Origin of the sequence: Aeromonas sp. 1805 (genome assembly GCF_013085525.1) — a bacterium.
Classification (GTDB): Bacteria; Pseudomonadota; Gammaproteobacteria; order Enterobacterales; family Aeromonadaceae; genus Aeromonas; species Aeromonas hydrophila.
On the sequence record NZ_CP038515.1, the window covers coordinates 4,044,346 to 4,065,777 of the forward strand.

Annotated in this window: 12 protein-coding genes and 2 pseudogenes; 2 read left to right on the forward strand and 12 right to left on the reverse strand. The window is 63.4% G+C overall.

What is annotated here, in order from left to right; all coding sequences use genetic code 11:
- Positions 1 to 17 precede the first annotated feature (17 nt).
- The 8 genes and pseudogenes from E5E96_RS18885 to mocA form a co-directional block, all read right to left on the reverse strand.
- Positions 18 to 1,391: an NCS2 family permease gene (locus tag E5E96_RS18885; protein ID WP_171283255.1), complete on the reverse strand. Its 1,374-nt coding sequence runs from the start codon at positions 1,389 to 1,391 to the stop codon at positions 18 to 20.
- A gap of 285 nt (positions 1,392 to 1,676) precedes the next feature.
- Positions 1,677 to 2,993, reverse strand: a complete 1,317-nt coding sequence (gene guaD / locus E5E96_RS18890) for a guanine deaminase (protein ID WP_171282836.1) — start codon at positions 2,991 to 2,993, stop codon at positions 1,677 to 1,679.
- Between the two features lie 24 nt (positions 2,994 to 3,017).
- The gene (locus tag E5E96_RS18895; RefSeq protein ID WP_171282837.1) at positions 3,018 to 4,535 is read right to left on the reverse strand and encodes a nucleobase:cation symporter-2 family protein; all 1,518 of its coding nucleotides are present in this window, start codon (positions 4,533 to 4,535) and stop codon (positions 3,018 to 3,020) included.
- 95 nt (positions 4,536 to 4,630) lie between these two features.
- Positions 4,631 to 7,527, reverse strand: a pseudogene (locus tag E5E96_RS18900) (molybdopterin-dependent oxidoreductase Mo/Fe-S-binding subunit).
- Positions 7,524 to 8,299 (reverse strand): annotated as a pseudogene (ygfM, locus tag E5E96_RS18905) (molybdopterin-dependent oxidoreductase FAD-binding subunit). The pseudogenes E5E96_RS18900 and ygfM overlap by 4 nt, the downstream one beginning before the upstream one ends.
- A gap of 80 nt (positions 8,300 to 8,379) precedes the next feature.
- Complete coding sequence (ssnA, locus tag E5E96_RS18910) at positions 8,380 to 9,708, reverse strand: putative aminohydrolase SsnA (RefSeq protein ID WP_171282838.1); 1,329 nt, start codon at positions 9,706 to 9,708, stop codon at positions 8,380 to 8,382.
- Between the two features lie 30 nt (positions 9,709 to 9,738).
- A complete protein-coding gene (gene ygfK / locus E5E96_RS18915; protein WP_171282839.1) occupies positions 9,739 to 12,849 on the reverse strand; it encodes a putative selenate reductase subunit YgfK in 3,111 nt (1,036 codons plus the stop codon).
- A gap of 420 nt (positions 12,850 to 13,269) precedes the next feature.
- Complete coding sequence (gene mocA, locus E5E96_RS18920; RefSeq protein WP_171282840.1) at positions 13,270 to 13,923, reverse strand: molybdenum cofactor cytidylyltransferase; 654 nt, start codon at positions 13,921 to 13,923, stop codon at positions 13,270 to 13,272.
- Here mocA and yqeC point away from each other — a divergent pair.
- Positions 13,904 to 14,752: a selenium cofactor biosynthesis protein YqeC gene (gene yqeC, locus E5E96_RS18925; RefSeq protein WP_168754760.1), complete on the forward strand. Its 849-nt coding sequence runs from the start codon at positions 13,904 to 13,906 to the stop codon at positions 14,750 to 14,752. The two genes, mocA and yqeC, sit on opposite strands and share 20 nt — an antisense overlap.
- 19 nt (positions 14,753 to 14,771) lie before the next feature.
- Positions 14,772 to 16,364, forward strand: a complete 1,593-nt coding sequence (gene yqeB / locus E5E96_RS18930; protein ID WP_171282841.1) for a selenium-dependent molybdenum cofactor biosynthesis protein YqeB — start codon at positions 14,772 to 14,774, stop codon at positions 16,362 to 16,364.
- Between the two features lie 68 nt (positions 16,365 to 16,432).
- Here yqeB and E5E96_RS18935 read toward each other — a convergent pair whose 3' ends face one another.
- The 4 genes from E5E96_RS18935 to E5E96_RS18950 form a co-directional block, all read right to left on the reverse strand.
- Complete coding sequence (locus tag E5E96_RS18935; RefSeq protein ID WP_171282842.1) at positions 16,433 to 17,356, reverse strand: DMT family transporter; 924 nt, start codon at positions 17,354 to 17,356, stop codon at positions 16,433 to 16,435.
- A gap of 184 nt (positions 17,357 to 17,540) precedes the next feature.
- Entirely contained in the window at positions 17,541 to 18,473 is a 933-nt protein-coding gene (arcC, locus tag E5E96_RS18940; protein WP_171282843.1) for a carbamate kinase, read from the reverse strand.
- 95 nt (positions 18,474 to 18,568) lie between these two features.
- A complete protein-coding gene (hydA, locus tag E5E96_RS18945; protein WP_171282844.1) occupies positions 18,569 to 19,993 on the reverse strand; it encodes a dihydropyrimidinase in 1,425 nt (474 codons plus the stop codon).
- 118 nt (positions 19,994 to 20,111) lie between these two features.
- Positions 20,112 to 21,329 (reverse strand): YgeY family selenium metabolism-linked hydrolase, encoded by a 1,218-nt coding sequence (locus tag E5E96_RS18950; protein WP_005301172.1) that lies wholly within the window; start codon positions 21,327 to 21,329, stop codon positions 20,112 to 20,114.
- Positions 21,330 to 21,432: the final 103 nt, after the last annotated feature.

The following is a 21,432-nucleotide window of genomic DNA, read 5'->3' on the forward strand; positions in this document are numbered from 1 at the left end:
GAAGGACGCGATGCGGACTAGATGGCCCAGCCGCCAGCGTAGAAGAGCACCAACGCCAGGGCGATGATGACGGTGCCGACGTTGAGCTTGCGCCACTCCTTCGAGCAGATGCGGCCGATCACCAGGGCGCTGAAGCCCAGCATGATGCCGGTGACGATGTTGCAGGTGAGCACGATGAAGACGGCGCACAGCAGGCCGGACATGGCCCCGACGAAGTCATCGAAGTCGAGTCTGGCGACGTTGCTCAGCATCAGCAGCCCCACGTACATCAGCGCCGGCGCGGTGGCATAGGCCGGCACCAGGTAGGAGAGCGGCGAGAGGAACAGCATCAACAGGAACAAGACCCCTACCACGGTGGCGGTGAGGCCGGTCTTGCCGCCTGCCGCCGTGCCCGCCGCCGATTCGATGTAGACGGCGGCAGGCGCAGCCCCCACCAGACCGGAGAAGATGCTGCTGATGGAGTCGGCGCTGAGCGCCTTGCCGCTGTTGATGATGTGGCCATCCTTGTCCAGCAGGTTGGCCTGCCCCGCCACGGCGCGAATGGTGCCGGTGGCATCAAACACCGCCGTCATCACCAGTGCCAGCACGCTTGGCAGCACCAGCGGTGAGAGCGCCCCCATGATGTCCAGGCTGAAGATGAGGGACTTGCCCTGCTCGTCGGCGAGGCTCGGCATGGCGAACAGCCCCTGGTACTTGACCGCCGGATCGAAGACGAGGCCGAAAATGGAGATGGCGATGATCACCAGCAGGATCCCGCCCGGCACCTTGAGCTTCTCCAGCCCGACGATGACCGCCAGCCCGATTAGAGACATGATGACCGGCATGGAGGTAAAGGCCCCCAGCGCCACCGGCAGCCCCTCCAGCGGGTTCTTGATCACCAGCCCCACCCCGTTGGCGGCGATCAGCAGCAGGAAGAGTCCGATGCCAATGCCGGTGCCGTGGGCGATCCCCATCGGCAGGTTGTCGAGGATCCAGCTGCGCACCCCGGTCACCGAGATGGCGGTAAACAGCACCCCCATCAGAAAGACGGCGCCGAGCGCCACCGGGATGGAGATCTGCTGCCCCAGCACCAGGCTGAAGGCGGTAAAGGCGGTAAGCGAGATGGCGCAGCCGATGGCCATCGGCAGCTTGGCCCAGAGCCCCATCAACAGCGAACCAAAGCCCGCCACCAGACAGGTGGCCACGAACACGGCGCCGGGGGGAAAGCCCGCCTTGCCGAGCATGCTGGGCACCACGATCACCGAATAGACCATGGCGAGGAAGGTGGTGAGCCCCGCCAGCACCTCCTGGCGCACGTTGCTGCCCCGCTCGCTGATCATGAAGTAGCGATCGAGCGCGCCGCCGGCGGGCTGTCCCGCCGCCGCCCCCTTGTCCGCAACTGCCCCGTCCATCTCGTTTATCCTGTTTGTCTGGCTCATGGCCGACTCCTTCCTGCATCCCTGAATGTGTCGTGACGAAATGGCGGTCGGTGCCGTGGATCTCTGCTGCCACGGTCGCCGGCATCATGGGGTTGGCAGACAAGGCAAACGTTTGACTTGCCGTCTAAAAAAACCGGGCCATTTCACCTGCTGTGGCGGGGCAAGCGCCCCGCCTGTCGTGCGGCGCAGGCACCACGCTGGTCCCTGCTGCCGTGTTCCCGGGGCGAGCATGCCCGCCCCTCTCCTGTGAAAAGCGGATCAGCCCCGCTCGTGCACCAGCTGACCATCCACGTAGGTGCGGTAGATGGATCTGTCATCCCCCAGGGTCAGCAGCACGAACAGCTTGTCGCGCAGGGTGGTGGAGTTGTCATAACGCAGCTGCTGCAGCGGGGTGGCGACCGGGTCGAGCACCACGAAATCCGCCTCCTTGCCCACCTCGAAGCTGCCGATCTGCTCGTCCAGCCCGAGCGCATGGGCTCCGCCCAGGGTCGCCAGGTAGAAGGCCTGATAGGCCGAGAGGCGCTCCCCCTGCAACTGCATCACCTTGTAGGCCTCGTTGAGGGTCTGCAGCATGTTGAAGGTGGTGCCAGCGCCGATGTCGGTGCCCATCCCCACCTTCACCTGCTTGTGCCACGCCTTGTGCAGCTTGAACAGCCCACTGCCCAGATACAGATTGGAGGTGGGACAAAACGCGATGGTGGAGCCGGTCTCCTTCAGGCAGTCCCACTCCTGCTCTTCCAGATGGACGCAGTGGGCAAACACGCAGTTGTGGCCGGTGAGCCCATGCTGGTGATAGACGTCGAGATAGCCCTGATGCTCTGGGAAGAGGGATTTGACCCAGGCTATCTCGTCCTTGTTCTCGCACAGGTGGGTGTGCAGATAGGTGGTCGGGTACTCTTCGCGCAGTCGTCTCGCCATCGCCAGCTGCGCCGGGGTCGAGGTGGGGGCAAAGCGCGGCGTGATGGCGTAGAGCAAGCGGCCGTTGCCGTGCCAGCGCTCGATGAGCGCCTTGCTCTGCTCATAGCTGCTCTCGGCGGTATCCAGCAGATAGTCGGGCGCGTTGCGATCCATCATCACCTTGCCGGCGATCATCCGCATGTTGATGCGACTGGCCGCCTCGAACAGGGCATCCACCGATTCGGGGTGGACGGTGCCGAACACCAGCGCCGTGGTGGTGCCGTTTCGCAGCAGCTGCTTGATGAAGAAGGTGGACATCTCGCGGGCGTACTCGAGATCGTTGTAACGCCGCTCGGCCGGGAAGGTGTGGCGGTTGAGCCACTCCAGCAGCTGCTCACCATAGGCCCCCACCATCTCGCTTTGCGGGTAGTGGATGTGGGTGTCGACAAAGCCCGGCACTATCATCTTGCCGCGATAATCCCGCACCCGTACCTGGGCCGGGATGCGATCACGGCCCTCTTCCCACTGGCCGAACCAGTCGATGCAGCCGTTGCGGATGATCAGCAGGCCGTCTTCAATGAGGCGGGCATTGGGCTCTATCTCCTCGGGCTGGCTCACCACCCGGGTGATGTCAAAGAAGCTGCCGCGCACCGCCTTGACGGAGTTGTCGTTTTTCATCTCTCAATTCCCTCTTGTTGTTCGTTAGCCGCGATCCACTTGCGGGGCGCGCACCTGGGCCTCGTCCGTCGCCAGCCCCTGTTGGCGGGCAGTGGCCGACGGAGCGGGCCGGGTGGCAAAACGGGTGTCGGGTTTGTCGCTCAGCTGGATCAGCTCCACCGCCTCGGCGGCATTGGCGGCCGCCTGGCGTCTGCGGCTTTGCGGCAGCACCAGGTTCATGATGATGGCAGTGATGCCGCCGGCGCAGATGGGGTTCTCCACCAGCATGTAGATCCCCGCCGGCAGCACCTTGAAGACGTTCGGGTCGTAGGAGACCCCGAGCCCCAGCCCGAGCGAGGTGGCGACGATCAGGGTCTCGCGCCGATCGAAGCCGTGACTGATGATGATGCGCCCGCCGGCGATGGCGATCATGGAGAACATGATGACCATGGCCCCCCCCATCACCGGCGACGGTATGGTGGTGAAGAAGCGCCCCACCACCGGGAAGAGGCCGAGCAGCACCAGGATGACGGCGATGAACTTGCCCACGTGGCGCGAGGCCACCCCGGTCATCTGGATGACGCCGTTGTTCTGGGCGAAGGTGGTGAGCGGCAGGGAGCCGAGCGCCGAGGCAATCACCGACACCAGGCCGTCCGCCAGCACGCCGCCGGAGAGCCGTTTTTGAAACTCGGGGCCCTGGATCTGCCGGTGGGAAACCATGGCGGTGGCGGTGATGTCCCCCACCGCCTCCAGCACGCTCAACAGATAGATGGTGCCGGCCAGCACGAAGGCGTGCAGATCGAAAGAAAAACCGTACTTGAACGGAACAGGTACTGTGATGAGCGGCAGGTTCTCAAGGGCGGAGAAGTCCACCATGCCGAGCATCAGGGCCACCGCATAGCCCACCAGCAGGCCGATGGCGATGCCGCTCATGCGAAGCAAGGGGCTTTTGCTGCAGTTGAAAGCGACGATGACGCAGAGCACCAGCAGCCCCAGGCCGATGTTCTCGTATTTGCCGAAGGTGCCGCTGCTCATGGCGGAGAAGCCGCCGCCAAAGTCGATGATCCCCACCTTGATGAGGCTCAGGCCAATCATCAGCACCACCACACCGCTCACGGTGGGGGTGATCACCCGCTTGAGATAGGGCAGCACGAAGGAGGAGCCCATCACCAGAAAGGCCCCGACGAAGGAGACCCCGAGCAGGGTCGAGACGATCAGCTCCTCGTGCAGGCCATCTTTTTTCATGGCGCTACCGAGCGCAATCATCACGGTGACGAAGGAGAAGTTGACCGACTGGATGGAGAGCAGCCCCGAGCCGATGGGGCCGTAGCGGTTCACCTGCAGCCAGGTGCCGATGCCGGAGGCGATCATCGCCATGGAGACCAGGTAGGCGGTGGTCTCGGTGGAGAGGCCAAGAGCCCCGCCCACGATCAGGGCCGGCGTCACCATGGGTACGAAGATGGCCAGCAGGTGAGTCACGGCCCCCATCAGGGTTTGATAAAAGGGAGGTTTGTCTTCGAGCGCGTAAATCAGGTCCGAGTGCTTGCGTGTTGTTTTAGACATCTTGATTGTCCCATCACACAGAATATGGGCGGAGTACTCATTCCGCTGTCAGGTGCTGGGGGCGAGCCTGCGCCCGCCCCTCACCTTTTCTTTTGTTATGCCGACGCTTGTTGCTCCAGCTTGCCGAGCTCGCGCAGGATCTGCTCCGGCGTGAAGTGCCACTTGCGCAGCCAGACACCGCAGGCGTCGTGGATGGCGGTGGCGATGGCAGGCGCGGCGCCGTTGACCCCGATCTCCGAGATGGACTTGGCGCCGTAAGGGCCGACCTTGTCGTCACTCGGTACCAGGAAGGCCCGAAAATCGCGCGGAATATCGCCAATCTTGGGCGCGCCATAGCTCTTCAGATCCCGGGTCAGCGGAATGCCCTTGCCGTCGTAGCAGATCTCCTCGGTCAGGGAGTGACCGATGGCCCGCATGGTCGCCCCGTAGATCTGGCCGAGCGCCAGCTCCGGATTGATCGGGGTGCCGCAGTCGAGCAGGGCGTAGAACTTGTCGAGCCGGATCTGGCCGGTTCTGACGTTGACCGCCACCTCGGCGAAGTTCGCGCCGTACGGGAAGGCGAGCTCCGAGGTGATGTAGCTGGCGGTGCCCACCAGGATACCGAAGCCGGTACCTGTCTCGGCCTTGTGGGCCAGCTTGGCGAGGCTCACCTCCCCCAGCTTGCCGCGCACCAGGCCTGGAAACGCCAGCTCAACATCGGCTACCGGCTCGCCCAGCATGGCGGCGCCGTGGAATAGGATCTTCTCCTTGAGGTTCTCGGCCGCCTTCTTGGCCGCGTTGCCGGAGAAGCAGGTGCCTGACGAGGCGTAGGCCCCCTTGTCAAACAGAGCGTGGTCGGTGTCACCCGAGATGACGTGCACATCCCCGAGCGGGCAGTGCAGCACTTCGGCGGTCAGCTTGGCCACCACGGTATCGAGGCCGGTGCCGATATCGGCGCCACCGGAGTGGACGATAAAGGTGCCGTCCGATTCCAGCTTGACCATGCAGTTGGCCTGATCGATGTCCGGGATCCCCGATTTTTGCATGATGATGGCGACGCCACGGCCGATGCGCCAATCCCCGTCGGCGGCTTTGGGGCTGTCCCAGGCGATAAGCTCGCGACCCTGCTTGAGGATGGGTTCAAGGGCACAGCTGGCCGCATGGGGCACCGAGGTGGGCATCTTGCCCTCGCCGATGGCCCCCAGCACCTTGAGGATGTCCCCCTCGTGCACCCGGTTGTGCTCCACCATGTCGAGCTGGTCAATCCCCAACTTTTCGGCCAGTTCGGCGATGGCCATGGTCAGCGCGAAGTTGCCCTTGGGCGCGCCATAACCCTGATAGGCGCCGGTCGGACAGATGTTGCTGTAGTAAGTGTTGACGGTAAAGCGCACGTTCTCGCACGGGTAGAGCGGCAGCGAGAGCGCCGGGCCGTTGCTCGGCACCGTCAATGAGTGGTTGCCGTAAGGGCCGGTGTTGGCGCGAAAATCCATCTCGATGGCGGTGATGGTGCCATCCTTCTTGGCCCCCACTTTCACCTTCACCTTGGCCACATGGCGCGAGGTGTTGCTGATGAACTCCTCTTCACGGGTATAGCGGAAGGTAACCGGACGACCGGTGACCCTGGTCGCCCAGGCGCACACCTCTTCCAGCAGGATATCCTGCTTGGAGCCAAAGCCGCCCCCTACCCGCTCCTTGATCACATGCACCTGGTGCTGCTTCATGCCAACGATGCGCGCCACCTGACGGCGCACGTGCCACGGTACCTGAGTAGAGGCGTGGATCACCAGCCGCTCGCCATCCATGTAGGTGAAGCAGATGTGCGGCTCGGTCGGGCACTGCTGGGCCTGGGTCGACTCGTAGGTGCGCTCGACAATCTCGTCCGCCTCGGCAAAACCTTTTGCCACATCGCCAATCTGGCCATGGACGCTGGCGGCCAGGTTCTCGTGGGGACGGGAGCCGATGGGGAAGTTGATGATCATGTGCTCGTCGCCGCGGCGCACCGAGCAGGCGTTCTGCTGTTCGAGATCCGCTGGCGCACCGGCCATGTAGACGATGGGCTCGTCATGCACCAGCGGCGCATTGGGGGCCATCGCCTCGTCTATGTTCATGACCGCCGGCAGCACCTGATACTCGACCTCGATGAGTTTCAGCGCCGCCAATGCGATGGCTTCGCTCTCGGCCACCACGGCGGCCACACGGTCACCCACGTGGCGCAGCTTGCGGCCAAACATGCGGCGATCGAGCGGTGACGGCTCGGGGGCGCTCTGGCCACCCGGGGTGTAGTAGACATCCGGGCAGTTGAGGTGGGTGATGACGTGCACCACGCCCGGCATGGCTTCGGCGCGGCTCACGTCGAGTTTGGTGATCACCGCATGGGGATGGGGGCTTCGCAGCATCTTGATGACCAGCGCATCCTCGCTGACCCTGTCCTCCACGTAGCAGGGCTTGGCCTGCACCATCTTGGCGGCGTCCACTTTCGGGCAGCTCTTGCCGATGTGGCGCAGATCGTCACGAAACTCGGGAGCAATCTGGCACAGGTAATCGGGATCCTTGAGGCGCGAGCTGGCAAGCTCGATGGCCTGATAGAACTGCTGGTAGCCGCCGTCCCGGTGAAACAGGCCCGAGAGGGCGTCGTCGATTTGATCACGGCTGGGGTTGGGGTGGCGATCAAGCAGGTCGGTGACGATGAGCGCGGCGGCCGGATCGTTGTAGCCGGACTGCACCACTCCCACGTCCACCATGGCCTGCTGCACCAGGCTGAGCTGATTCCAGCTGCCGAGCGACTCGGCGGTGCGCACCTGTGCCCCTCCAGTTGGGCGGCGATCAGCAGGGAGGCGTTGATCACCTTGCCGTTGAACAGGATGGCGTCGGAGCCGGCAAAGCCGAAACCGTCGTCGCTGTTGCGCACCGAGTGCATCCGGCACTGGTTGAACAGCACCCGCTGGGCATTCTCGCCAGCCGGGGTGATGACGGTGCGCAGGGCACCGTTCAGGGTAAAGTTGAGTTCCATCATGCCTGTACCTCCTGCTGCTGGCACTCCACCAGCAGATCCGCCACCACCACGCCGCTGATATAGCGTTTGTAGGCCACGCTGCCACCGAGATCCGCACGCGGCGCAATCAGCGCGCTTACCGCCGCCTCGAGCGCCGCATCCCGCAGCTCATGACGCTCCACGTCCCGCAGGCGCATCGGTTGCGGCGTGACGCCCGCCAGGGCGACCCGCATCTCGCCAAGGGCGTCGAGGGCCACCGCGGCTGTCATCACCGCCAGACCGTCGGCGTTGCGGCTGATGCGACGAGTGGCGCAGCGCAGCTCGGGCTCCGGCAGCACCACCCCCAGTACCAGCTCCTTGCGCTGGCCGGCCAGGTAGGCATCGATGGGTTGCAGCTGGTTGTTCTCCAGCACCACCACGGCTTCGAGCACCAGCAGCACCGGCAGCAGGGGGGAGTCCTGCTGCTGGCAGGCAATTTCGCCGCCGAGGGTGGCCTGATTGCGCAGATGGCGGGAGTAGACAAACCCCAGCGCCTCGCACAGGGCGGCCGGGGTACGGGGGTCGTCTTTGAGGGCTTGCAGGGTAGCGGTGGCGCCGATGTGGAGCTGACCGTGCTGCTGCTCAATCTGGCCAAGCCCGAGCTTGTCCAGCGAGATGGCGACCTTCTTGTCGGTGCGGGTTGGCGCGGCGTTGAGCTTGCTGCCGCCCCCATGTAGACGGCGTCGTTGCCGAAGCGGGCCTTGAGTTCCAAAGCCTGACCCAGTTGCTCGGGTCGGAAGAATTGCTCAATCATGTGTCGTCCTTACTCTTGCTGCCCGCCGCCGGGAAAATCCACAGGGCGGGCAATCCAGTCCAAACGTGCGGAGAGTGGCCTCAGGCCAGCGCGTCCATTCGTTGCCACAGGCGGCTTGCCACCTTGCTGGCCTGCTGATAAATGGGCTCGACGTCAAAGGCGAACTCGCGATCCTGATAGACCATGCGCCCCTCCACCATCACGCTGTTGACCGAGGATGAGCCCATGCCGAAGGCGAGATGGCCGCCGAGATTGCGCGGTGCCAGCGGGGTCGGTGCGGCGTAGTCGCAAATGGTGAGGTCGGCCTTGTAACCCGGCTCCAGGCGGCCAAATCTTGCGCCGAAGTTGCGCTCCAGCAGGCGGTTGCCGTTCCAGAGGAAGCGGGCAAAGCTGTCGGGCCACAGGGTCCCGCCGGCATCCTTGTGCTTGAAGTAGGCGAACTTGAGCTCTTCGAGCATGTCGGAGCCGATACCATCGGTGCCGAGCGCCAGGTTGCGGTATTCCGGCAGGTGCATGTTGTAGCCCACGTGGTTGTTCATGTTGGAGCGGGCGTTATGCACCAGGAAGGCATCACGGCTGTTGAGCAGTTCGATGTCGGCCGGGCTAAGGTAGATGCCGTGGGCGATCAGGGTCTTGCTGTCGACAAGGCCAAACTCGTCCAGCCGGGCGATGGGCTCCTTGCCATAGTGGTGGTGACCGTGGGCCATGTCGTAGCGGTCTTCCGCCACATGGATATGCAGACCGCGACCGGTGACCTGCACCGCTTCGCGCAGCATGGCCAGCCCCTCGTCGGGCACGGTGAAGGGGGCATGGGCACCGATATGGGCCTCCACCAGATAGGGCTCGCTCCCCTTGGCTTTGGCCGCATCGATCTGTTGGGCGAACAATATGTTCTCCTCCACCCCGGCCTGCAGCTCGGCGAGGCCGCCGTTGCGATCCGTGGTCTCGAAGCAGGTCATGCCGCGCAGCCCCGCCTCCATAAACCCTTTGCGCAGCACGTTCAGGGAGCCCTTGATGAAGTTGGGCGAGGCGTGGTGGTCGATCACCGCGCTGCAGCCGCTCTTGATCGCCTCCAGCGAGCAGATGAGGCCGCTGTAGTAGAGGGACTCCTCATCGAGTGCCCGATCGAGCCGCCACCAGAGGTTTTTCAGGGTGGAGATAAAGTCCGGGCAGGGGGCTATGTTGGCCATGATCCCCCGCGACAGGCCGGAGTAGAAGTGGTTGTGGGCACAGACGATGCCCGGCATCACCAGCTTGCCCCCCATCTCCCGATAGGTGGCCTCTGGGTAGAGGGCCCGCAGATTGGGCCCCACCGCTTTGATGAGCGATCCTTCGATGGCGATATCCACCCCTTCCAGCACCAGGGTCGGCTCCAGCTGGACGGCGGTGACGTTCTTCAGAATAAACATGGTTTGCTCCTTCGCTTATTCGTGGTTCGCTCAGGCCTCGACGGCCCCCAGCAGGTAGTGGTGATGAGCGTGGACATGGCTGATGATGCGGCACATGTCGCCAAGGGCTGCTGGTGCGTCCTGGATCCGGCTCTGGGCGTCTATGGTCAGGCGATAGGTCTCGCCGCCCTGACGTACCCGCAGCTCACCGCCATCAGCCAGATAGAAACCGGGGTTGCGGCTGTTGTCGAAGTCCTCGGGCAGGCTGAAGATGGTGACCTTGTCCTGATAGGGCTTGCCCTGCCAGGGGCAGAACTGGGCGCAGTTGCCACATTCGTTGCAGTAGGCATCCAGGTGCAATGTCTGGAACTGGTCCTTGAAGCCCGGCACAGCGATGGCGACGTTGGCCCGGTTGGGGCAGACGTCCACACACTTGCTGCAGAGGTAGTTGCACTCGAGGCAACGGTGCGCCTCTTGCGCCACGAAGGCCTCCCGCTCGCCCTTGTCCACCAGGGTGACGGCGATGTTTCCCTTGCGGCGGTAGATCTCGTCTTTGCCCGACGGCTGGGTGGTCACGTCACGCTGCTGGCTGGCGATATGCTCGCGAGAGAGCACCAGATCCGCGGCGCGGCGGGCGCCACCGATGGCACCGACGATGGAGGATGGGCCGCTTTGCACGTCACCGATGAGGAAGACGTTGCGACGGCTGGTTTCGCCAGTCCGGCTGTCCACCTCGGGCCAGCCATCGCTGCCAAGAGGAATGCCCATCGCTTTGAGCACCTCGCAGTCAGGCTGCTCGCCGATGGCGGTGATCAGGGCATCCATCTGCATCACTTCGGTCTGCTCGGTGGGTACCGGACGGCGGCGGCCCTGCTCGTCAGGTTCCCCCAGCGCCATCATCCGAACTGTGAGCTTGCCATCTTTGTCAAAGCGCTCCGGATTGGTGAGGAAGCAGAAACGCACCCCATCCTCCACCGCTTCCAGATACTCCTCGCGATAGGCGGGCATCTCTTTTTCGCTGCGACGGTAGATCACGGTCACATCGCTGACACCGGGCACCTTGAGGGCGGCGCGGGCGCAGTCCATGGCGGTGTTGCCGGCACCGATCACCGCCACATGGCGGCCCAGCGGCAGCGGTTTGCCCTGATTGAAGCTGCGCAGGAAGTTAAAAGACTTGTAAATCCGCTCGTGTCCCCCATCGAGGCGCATGCCGCCATTCTTGTCGGCGCCGATGCCGACGAAGACATAGGTAAAGCCCTGGGCGTGCAGCTTGTCGACGGTGAGCGCCGGATCGCAGCCAAACTCGAATTTGACCCCGTGGGCGGCCACAAAGTCGATGTCGTGCTGGATAAGCTCCGCCGGAATGCGGAACTCGGGGATGATGTGTTTGACCACGCCGCCGGCATCCGCTTCGCGCTCGAACACGGTGACCGGGTGACCGGCGCGGGCCAGGAAGTAACCGGCGGAGAGACCGGCCGGGCCGGCGCCAATCACCGCGACCGGGTGTTTGTCACCGCTGCCGGCCGGTTTGTGCCAGCGCGCCTTGTACCCTTCCCAGCCGCGCTCCAGCGCGACTTTTTTCAGCTCGCGGATATTGAGCGGGCTGTCGTAGTCGAGACGAGTGCAGTTGTACTGACACTGGTGATCGCAGATATGACCGGTGATGGCGGGCAAGGCGTTGCGCTGATAAATCAGCTCAAGGGCTGCCACATACTCCCCCTCGCCCATCAGGCGAATGTACTCTGGGATATCCTGATGCACGGCGCAGGCGGTGACGCAGGGCGCCACGTAGCAGTCGGTCAGCGGCAGGCCACCGCCCACTTCGATGCGATCTTCGGACTTCCACTCCTTCTGGGTGTAATCCATGGTGAGGGCCTTGGCGGCAAGGGCTTCCAGCTTGGCCACATCCACCTGAGCCATGGCCCAGCTGTCGGAGGCGTCGATCTCGTTGAGGCACTCGATCTGGCGCAGGTAACCACCCGGTTTCAGCAGATCGGTGGCCATGGTGATGGGACGGATACCGGTCTCGAAGATCTCGGCGATGTTGAACTTGCTGGCACCACCGGAGTAGGAGATCGGCAGCTTGCCATCGAAGGCGCGGGACAGCACGGCGGCCACGTTGATGGAGAGCGGGAACAGCGCCCGACCGGACATGTACATCTCATCGCCGGGCAGCGCCCCCTTGCAGTTGATGGTGCCAAGGGTGTTGGTGAGTTTCACCCCGAAGGTGAGCCCCTTCTCAGCTCCCAGCGCCATCAGGCGGGTCAGCATGGCCTTGGCCTGATCCAGCTTGAGGTCGTGATCGAACGACGCTTCGCTAAGACCAATGTAATCAAAGCCGCAGGTATCGAGGATCTCGCGCACCCGCGGGTAGCCCAGCAGGGTCGGGTTCAGTTTGACGAAGGTGTTGAGCCCCTTCTCTTCCAGCATGTAGCGGCAGATGGCCTCAATCTCGTTGGGCGGGCAGCCATGCATGGTAGAGAGGGTAACGCCGTGCACCAGATTGGCCGGGATACGATCCGCCAGCTGTTGCAGGCGATCGCGGCGCGCCCCCAGCCCCAGCTCGGCGCTAAACTGCTCGTCGGCCACGAGGTCACGTACCACCTGCTGGTACTCGGCAAATTTCGGATTGCTGCCGGCATCCATCAGGCTGTGGATGAACTGCTGCATCGGTGGCTGTTTGATGCCATCAAGGTTGTACCCCACGCTCATGTTGAAGATGAAGGACTTGGCCTCCCCGTCCAGGCGCGGGTCTAACACCTCCTCCAGCAGATAGAGGGCAAACCAGGCTTTCAGATACTCGTCAAACGCCTTCGGCAGGGTGAACTCGGTGGACCACTCGGTGTTGAAACACTCGTCTTCGGCATCGATGCAGGGTTTTTCCAGTTCGAGACGGTCCAGGATCTGCACCGTCTTGAGTTCGATAAAGCGCCCGCCGGTCAGCCAGGAGGTGACGATGTTCTGGGCCAGCTGGGTATGGGGGCCAGCTGCCGGGCCGATGGGGGTCTCGCAGGTTTCACCGAACACCTTGATCTTGCGCTCGTCCTGCTTGCGATAGAATTGCGCGGCGGGAATGCCGAAGATGGATTGACTCGCTTTATATTCCGAGAAGATACGGACCAGAAGGTTCTTGAAGGGAACGGGTCGCATAATATCGCCCATGTTGATCTCCTTGCAGCGGCACTGCTCATTGACAGGGTGAATAAATGGGGCCTATCCATAACCACGCATAAAAAGCCCCTTGAAACTGACAAGAGCAACAATCAGGCCAGCGCCGGATCTTTTTATTTTTCAGCCATAAAAACGTGAGGCACCTCCAATTAATAAAACATCGAAAGCCGATACCAGTTTCGACAATGAGAGTGGCTATCAACACCGAATTTAAATAATGGAAACGCCGCTCTCACGGCTAACAATGATCTCACTTTGGCGTGGCGCGCTATCAGTTTGATAAAGAGCGAGGCCGCCGCCATTATCAGGCCGGCCAGGATGATAACGGCCGCTGTCGGTCCCTGATAACGGGTTAGACAAAGGGATAAATATGCAAAGCAAGGCCCGGCAAGCCTCTGCCAGTCGACCAGTTCAGCGCTCGAATGCTTCGCTTGCCAGCAGCACCTGATAGCGCTCCGGGGTGTCCACATCCTGCAGGATGGCGGCACTCTGCACCTCGATGAATCGGTGGGGATGCGCCAGCAGCCAGCGGCGCACCGAACCCTGTACCGGCGCCGCCGCCAGCGCTGTGGCAAGGGCTCTGGGCAACAGCACGGGGTGGCCCGCTTCCCCCTGATAGGAAGGGAAGAGAGTCTCGCCCCCCCGCGCCTGCCAGAGCGAGCGGTACACCTCGGGGGGGATGCAGGGCAGATCGCCGTGGCTTATGAAGAGGTGTTCGCTGCTACAGGCGGCGAGCCCCGAGCGGATGGAGCTGCCAAGCCCCTGTGCATAATCATGGTTGTGTACCAGCCGGATACGGGGGTGATTGGCGTAGCGGCTGATCAGCTCATCGGCGCGATGCCCCACCACCAGAATGACCCGGTCACACAGCACCAGGGCATTTTTGAGACTCTCATCAAGAATCGTGCTCTGGCGATACGGTAGCATCAATTTCCACGCGCCCATTCGTGATGAGAGGCCGGCCGCCGCAATTAGGCAGTCGCACCGCTCGCGTGAATGCCAGTGCTTCTCACTGACCGCGCCTCTATTTTCATCGGTCGTCGCCATGGCTATTTCATCACCCATTTTGCTCACCTCGCCAAATATCGAGAGTGTATTAAACCCGCTCACCGAAAATATTGATGGGCGTACCACTTTAATTAGTCTTTGCGGCGCCGGGGGGAAAACCAGCACCCTCTTCTGGCTGGCCGACTATTTCCATCAACAGGGCAAGAAGGTGCTGCTCACCACCAGCACCCGGATGTTTCTGCCCGCCCCCTCCTCTCGGCGCACCCTGCTGATCGAGGCCGACCCCATTCGGCAGCTGACCCGCTGCCAGGCCCTGCCCGATGAGCCGATGCAGCTGGTGCTGTTCAGCCACCTCGATCGGGCCAGCGGCAAGGCGGTGGGGCCGAGCCCTCAGCAGATCGATCTGCTCAAGGGGCAGCAACGCTTCGACATCATCCTGGTGGAGGCGGACGGCGCCCATCACAAGTTATTGAAAGCGCCCGCTTTGCACGAACCTTGCATTCCTCAGCACAGTGATTGGGTGATCGCCCTGGTGGGCGGCGCCATGGTGGGCGCCAGTGCCGACCCGGCGCAGATCCACCGCTGGGCCGAGTTCCAGGCCCTGTGCGGGATTGCAGCCGGTGAACGGCTCGACTGGGCCCTGTTTGATCGGCTCATCGCCCACCCCGAGGGGGCGTTCAAGGGCACCCCGCCCGGGGCGCGCCGAGTCTGGTTTATCAATGGCGATTATCAAAATGAGCAGCAGTGGCTGCCCGCCCTGATAAACCTGCTGCAACGCCACCCCGAGCTCCACGCCATCTGGCAGGGGGCCGTGCGTGAACCCGGCGCCATTCACCATGTTTGCTGTCGGCCTGCCTCCGAAGCCGCGCAGTCACTGACCCGTTAAGGATGATACGAGGTACCTTATGAATCTGTTTGCACACGCTGCCCGACTGGAGCAGGAGAACACCCCCTTTGCCATGGCCCAGATCATCGAGAGCCGGGGCTCCACCCCGCGCCATCAGGCCCAGATGCTGGTGATGGCCGATGGCCGGATCCTCGGCACCATCGGCGGCGGCATGATAGAGCGGCTGGTGATCGAAGAAGCCGTGGCGGCCATTGCCGAGCGCAAGCCGCGCACCTTCCACGGTCGGATGGCCCGCAACGGCGAACATGCGGTGGGCTCGGATTGCGGCGGCGCCATGTCGGTCTATATCGACGTCTATGGCCTGCGCCCCCGCCTGGTACTGATCGGCGCCGGCCACGTCAACCGGGCGCTGGCCCATGCCGCAGCGCCGCTCGGCTTTGACATCCACGTGGGGGATTGCTTCGAGGGGAGCCTCAGCCCAGATCGCTTCCCGGCCGGTACCCATCTGCAGCAGGCCGACACCATGAGCGCGGTGATCGAGCAGCTTGCCATCGAGCCCGCCAACTTCGTCATCATCGCCACCAACCATCAGGACAAGGAGGCGCTGGATCGGCTGATCAGCCGTCCCCTCGCCTACCTGGGGCTGCTCGCCAGCAAGCGCAAGGTGCAGACCTTCACCCAGGCCCTGCGCCAGCAAGGGGTGAGTCAGGCCCAACTGCAGCGGCTGCACGCCCCCATCGGCTACAACATAGGTGCCGAGACCCCCGAGGAGATCGCCATCAGCATCCTCGCCGAGCTGCTGCAGGTGAAAAACGGTAAAGCGGGTGGCCTGATGCAGGATGACGTGCGCCTCAAGCGGGATCAGCTGGTGGTAATGCGCGGCTCCGGCGATATCGCCACCGGGGTGGCGCTGCGCCTCTACCATGCCGGCTTCAAGGTGGTGATGCTGGATCTCGACAAACCCACGGTGATCCGCCGCACCGTCGCCTTCGCCCAAGGGATGTTCGACGGTGAAACCAGTGTCGAGGGGGTACGTGCCAAGCGGGTGGAAAGCGTCGAGCAGGCGTTCGAGCAGCTGGATCTGGGGGTCATTCCGCTGCTGGTTGACCCCAACTGCGCCACCCTCGCCGAACTCAAGCCCCGCTATCTGGTGGATGCCATCCTCGCCAAGCAGAATCTCGGCACCCACAGGGAGATGGCCCCCATCACGGTGGCCCTTGGCCCGGGGTTTGAGGCGGGTCGCGACTGCGATGCGGTGATCGAGACCAACCGTGGCCACCATCTGGGGCGGGTCATCTATCAGGGCCCTGCCCAGCCCAATACTGGCATTCCCGGGGTGATCGAGGGACACTCCGCCCGCCGGGTGGTGCGCGCCCCCGTCGCCGGGGTGATGAAGAGCCTGATCAAGCTCGGCGATCTGGTGCAGGAGGGGGACGTGATCGCCCACGTGGGGGATGCTCCCATTATCGCGCCGCTCTCGGGCATGGTGCGGGGGCTGCTCAGCGATGGCATCGAGGTGACCGTCGGCTTCAAGATCGGTGACATCGACCCCAGGGGCGAGCGGGCCGATCCCACTACCGTCTCTGACAAGGCACGGGCGATCGGCGGCGCCGTGCTGGAGGCCATGATGCATCTGGCCCAGCGCAGATAAGCCAGCACGCCAACAAAAAGGGCCCGCCATGATGGCGGGCCCTTTTTATTTCGTTGCCGACAATCAACTCAGCCCTGCTTGATGCGGGTCTCCCCCGCCACCGACACCACGGAACGCTTGCCCTTGCGGCTGATGACGATAAGCGCCAGCACGATAAGGCCAATGCCGCTCCCCTCCACCGGCCCCGGGTTTTCACCGAGCAGCCACCAGGAGAGCAGCACGCCGCTCACCGGCACCGCCAGGGTGCTGAGTCCGGCAATCCCCGCCGGCAGCTTTTTCAGCACGAACAGCCAGAGGCTCCAGGCCAGCGCCGTGGCGAAGATGGCGCTATAGGCGAGCGCACCAAACACATAGGGCTGCCAGTCGATGGGTCGCTCCGGCACCAGCGCCGCCACCAGCGCCATCACCAGGGTGGCGTAGATCATCTGCCAGGTGGTGAGAGACATCAGATCCACCCCGGGGTGGCGGGCATACATCCGCTTGGCGATGATGGCGCTGATCCCCCAGCAGATGCCGGAGGCAATGCCCAGCAGCGCGCTCTTCATGGAATCCAGGTGCAGCTGCCAGGGCTCGATCACCAGCAGCAGGCCGCATGCGGCCACCCCGACCGCCAGATAGTGCAGCTTGCGCATCCGCTCACCCAAAAAAAGCGCCGCGAAGATCACCACCCAGAACGGCATGGTGTAGCTCAGAATAGCCACCTTGCCCGCCCCGCCGCTGATGAGCGCCCACTGGGCCAACCCCACCATGCCGCAGGTCTGGAACAGGGCGATGGCGAGGGTATAGCGAAACGGGGTGGGTTTGAGATAACGGCGGCCGCGCAGGCACTGCACCAGCAGCAACACCAGGGATCCGCACAGGCAGCGTAGGGCGGTGAACTCGAACGCCCCCGCATAGAGCATCACCTGCTTCATCACGATCCAGCTGTAACTCCAGATGGCGGTGAGCAGGACCAATCCCCCCAGCGCCGCCATGTTCAACTTGCTATTCATTGTGCTGCCTTGTTGCTGCTGCGGTCGGTGCGTCCGCCATTCGGGGCGCCATCTTACTCCTCTGCCGTCCCCCTGCCCACCGCGGATAAGAGCTGGCCGGCCCATGCTTCCCTCTGCCAATCCCTGACACCGGCCAACAGAAAGGGGGCCTTGGGCCCCCTGTTTGCAACCATCAAAGGCGAGGCTACAGGCTGATCAGGGTCCCAGTCTTGCCGGCAATGCCGTCGGCGGCCTTCTCCAGCAGGGTGATCAGGGATTTGCGCCCCGCCATGGAGGTGGCGAACGAGAGCGCCGCCTCCACCTTGGGCAGCATGGATCCCTTGGCAAACTGTCCCTGGGCGATAAAGCTGTTGGCATCGGCCACGCTCAGGGTATCGAGCCACTGCACATCGGGCTTGCCGAAGTTGATGGCGACCTTCTCCACCGCGGTGAGGATGATCAGCATGTCGGCGTCGATAAGCTCAGCCAGCTTGGCACTGGCCCAATCCTTGTCGATCACCGCGCCGGCACCGCGCAGGTGATTGCCCTCGCGCAGCACCGGAATACCGCCGCCACCGACGGTGATCACCACCTGACCGGCAGCCAGCATGGCTGAGACGGTCTCTTTCTCGATGATATCGACGGGTTTGGGGGATGCCACCACCCGGCGATAGCCACGGCCAGCGTCCTCTTTGAGCCGCTCGCCCTTGGCCATGAGCGCCTCGGCCTCCTCCTTGCTGAAGAAACCGCCGATGGGTTTGCTCGGGTCGAGGAAGGCGGGATCGTTTTTATCCACCTCCACCTGGGTCACCAAAGTGGCAACCGGCTTGTGAATACCACGCGCCAGCAAAGCTTCGCGCAGGGCATTTTGCAGGTCATAACCGATATAACCCTGACTCAGGGCCACGCAGACCGACATGGGCAGATGGGGCGCCTTGGGGTCGTGGCGGGCCGCCACCTCGAACGCCTGCTGGATCATCCCTACCTGCGGGCCGTTGCCGTGGGTCACCACCACCTCATGCCCCTGGGCGATCAGGTCGGCAATGGTGCCCGCCGTGCTCTGCACCGCCTTCATCTGCTCGGGCAGGTTGCTGCCCAGCGCATTGCCACCAAGGGCCAGTACGATTCTCTGTTTCATCTTGTTATCTCCAGTGATGGGACAAGCCGGCGCGATACCGGCCCACCTTTAGTTGTGCACATAAGCTTGCGGGTCAGCCTGTTTCGAACGGATTGTCAGCCTGCCACTGTGGGGCAAGGCGAGTGCAGCTCCGGCGCCAACGCCGGATCAAAGGGCGCTCTGGCCAGAAAACGGCCGTGACCACGCCGCCCGAGAAACTCGCCATCGCGAGCGACTATCTCGCCACGGCTCAGGGTCATCCTGATCCGGCCGGGGCAGCACATCCCCTCGTAGGGGCTGTAGTCGCCGTTGTCGTGCAGCAGTGGGTGAGAAATCAGGGTGTCACCGCGGGGATCCATCAGCACCAGATCGGCGTCAGATCCAAGTTGCAGGTTGCCCTTGCGCGGCCAGAGGCCAAACAGGCGCGCCGGGTTGGTGCTGGTGAGTGCCACGAAGCGCGACGGCGAGATGCGCCCCCCCAGCACCCCGTGGGCAAAGAGCAGCAGCATCCGGTTTTCGACCCCGGGCAAGCCGTTGGGGCAGCGGCTGAAATCGCCCCCCGAGAGGGTCATGCGCTGGGCGTGGGAGAAGTTGCAGTGATCGGTCGCCACCGTATCGATGTCGCCGGCAGCGATGCCGACCCACAGCTTGTCCTGCTCGCGGCGCCCGCGCAGCGGTGGACTCAGCAGGTAGTCGACCCCGTTCTCCTTGTAATAACACTGCTCATCGAGCAGCAGATATTGCGGGCAGGTCTCTACCCAGACCGGCTGGCCCTGACGGCGCGCCAGTTTCAGATACTCCAGCCCCAGTCCGTTGGAGAGGTGGACGATATAGAGGGGCGCATTGCCCGCGAGCCCCGCCAGATTGATCATCCGGGCCACCGCTTCGGCTTCGCACTGCAGCGGGCGGCTTTGCGGGTGATACCAGGGCTCATGGTGACCCGCGGCCAGCAGGGCCGCCCGGCGCGCCGCAATGGCGGCATCGTTCTCGGGGTGGACGGTGGCAAGCGCCCCCACCTCCTTGAGGCGGGCCAGGGCGCGCAGCACGTCGTGGTCCCCCAGCTTGTACTGGTAGGTGAGATAGAGCTTGAAGCTGCTGATCCCCTCCTCCTGCACCATGGCGGCCATCTCGTGGAGAATGGCGTCATCCACATGCTGGACAACGCCGTGAAAGCTGTAGTCGATCACCGCCTGTGTGGCGGCGTAATCGTGATAGCGGGCCAGCTGGTGATGCAGGTTGCACCCCGCCGGGCCAAATCCCATGTGATCGACGATGGTGGTGGTGCCACCACAGGCGGCGGCACGGGTACCGCTGAAAAAGTCATCGCAACTGCGGGCAATCCCGACGTCGATGTTGAAGTGGGTGTGGACGTCGATGCCGCCCGGCATCACGTAACAGCCGCTGGCATCGATCAGCTCGGTCTCTCCATCGGGCTGGATATCGGCGGCACGGGCACGGATCACCCCGTTCTCGATCAGCAGATCCTGACGATATTCCCCTTGTGAGTCGACCAGCACACCCTGTTTGATCAGCCGTTTCATCCCCACCACCTCGCACATCCGAACGCGTCAAACAGCAAGGCCCCGCCTGCTAAAGACGGGGCACTTGCCACACAGGCAACAGCCGGGCGGTGATGAGAGTCACCGCCCGGCAGACCCCTTACTTGTCCAGCTCGGCCAGATAGAGCATGGGGATCACGGCGTACATGGCGGCGCACTTGACCAGATGCTCCTTCCAGGTCTTCTCGTTCGGCGCGTGGGCCTCCGGCTCTTTGCCCGGGCCAAAGCCGATGACCGGGATGCCGTGGCGGCCCATGATGGAGACCCCGTTGGTCGAGAAGGTCCACTTGTCCACCACAGGCGCCTTGTTGAACAGCTGGGTGTACGCCTTGGAGAGGGTTTTGACCGTGATGTGATCCTCTTCCACCTTCCAGGTCGGGAAGTAGCACTCGGTCGGGTAGACCAGACCGGTGTAGGCCGGACGGTCGTACTGGTACATGGAGACCTCGGCACCGGCGGCTTGCACCGCAGGCAGGGCGCGGATCTCGTCGAGCGCCCCTTGCCAGGTCTCACCCCAGGTGAGGCGGCGGTCGATGGAGACGGCGCAGCTGTCCGCCACGGCGCAGCGGCTTGGCGAAGTGAAGAAGATCTCGGAGACGGTCAGGGTCCCCTTGCCGAGGAAGTCGTCATTGCCAAGGTTGTGGCTCAGCTCCTGCAACTCGCCCAGGATGGGGCCCATCTTGAAGATGGCGTTGTCACCGCGCTCCGGCGCAGAGCCGTGGCAGCTCACCCCCTGCACCTCGACGCGGATCTCCATGCGGCCACGCTGGCCACGGTAGATCTGACAGTCCGTGGGCTCGGTACTGACCACGAACTCGGGGCGGATCTTGCTCTGCTCGATGATGTACTGCCAGCAGAGGCCGTCGCAATCCTCCTCCTGCACGGTACCGGTCACCAGCAGGGTGTACTCGTCTTCCAGCCCCAGATCCTTGATGATCTTGCCGGCGTAGACCATGGAGGCCATGCCCCCTTCCTGATCGGAGGCGCCGCGACCACCGATGATCTCGTGATCTTCCATCCCCTCATAGGGGTCGAAGGTCCAGTTGGCCATGTTGCCGACCCCCACGGTATCGATGTGGGCATCCATGGCGATCAGGTGCGGGCCGTGGCCGATATAGCCCAGCACGTTGCCCATGGGGTCGATCTCCACCTTGTCGAAACCGACCTTCTCCATCTCCTGCTTGATGCGCAGCACCACCCGCTCCTCATCGCAGCTCTCGCTCGGAATGGCGATCATGTCGCGCAGGAACTGAGTCATCTCGGCCTTGTACTGGTAGGCCTTCTCCAACACCATTTCAAACGGAATTTGCTTGCTCATTGTGATTCTCCATAACAACTGAGAGTGCGCGGCCTGTTCGTCGGCAGCGCCCTGTGCCCGTTACCGCGCCCCGTTGGTGAGGCGCGATCAGTTCTTCAATTCG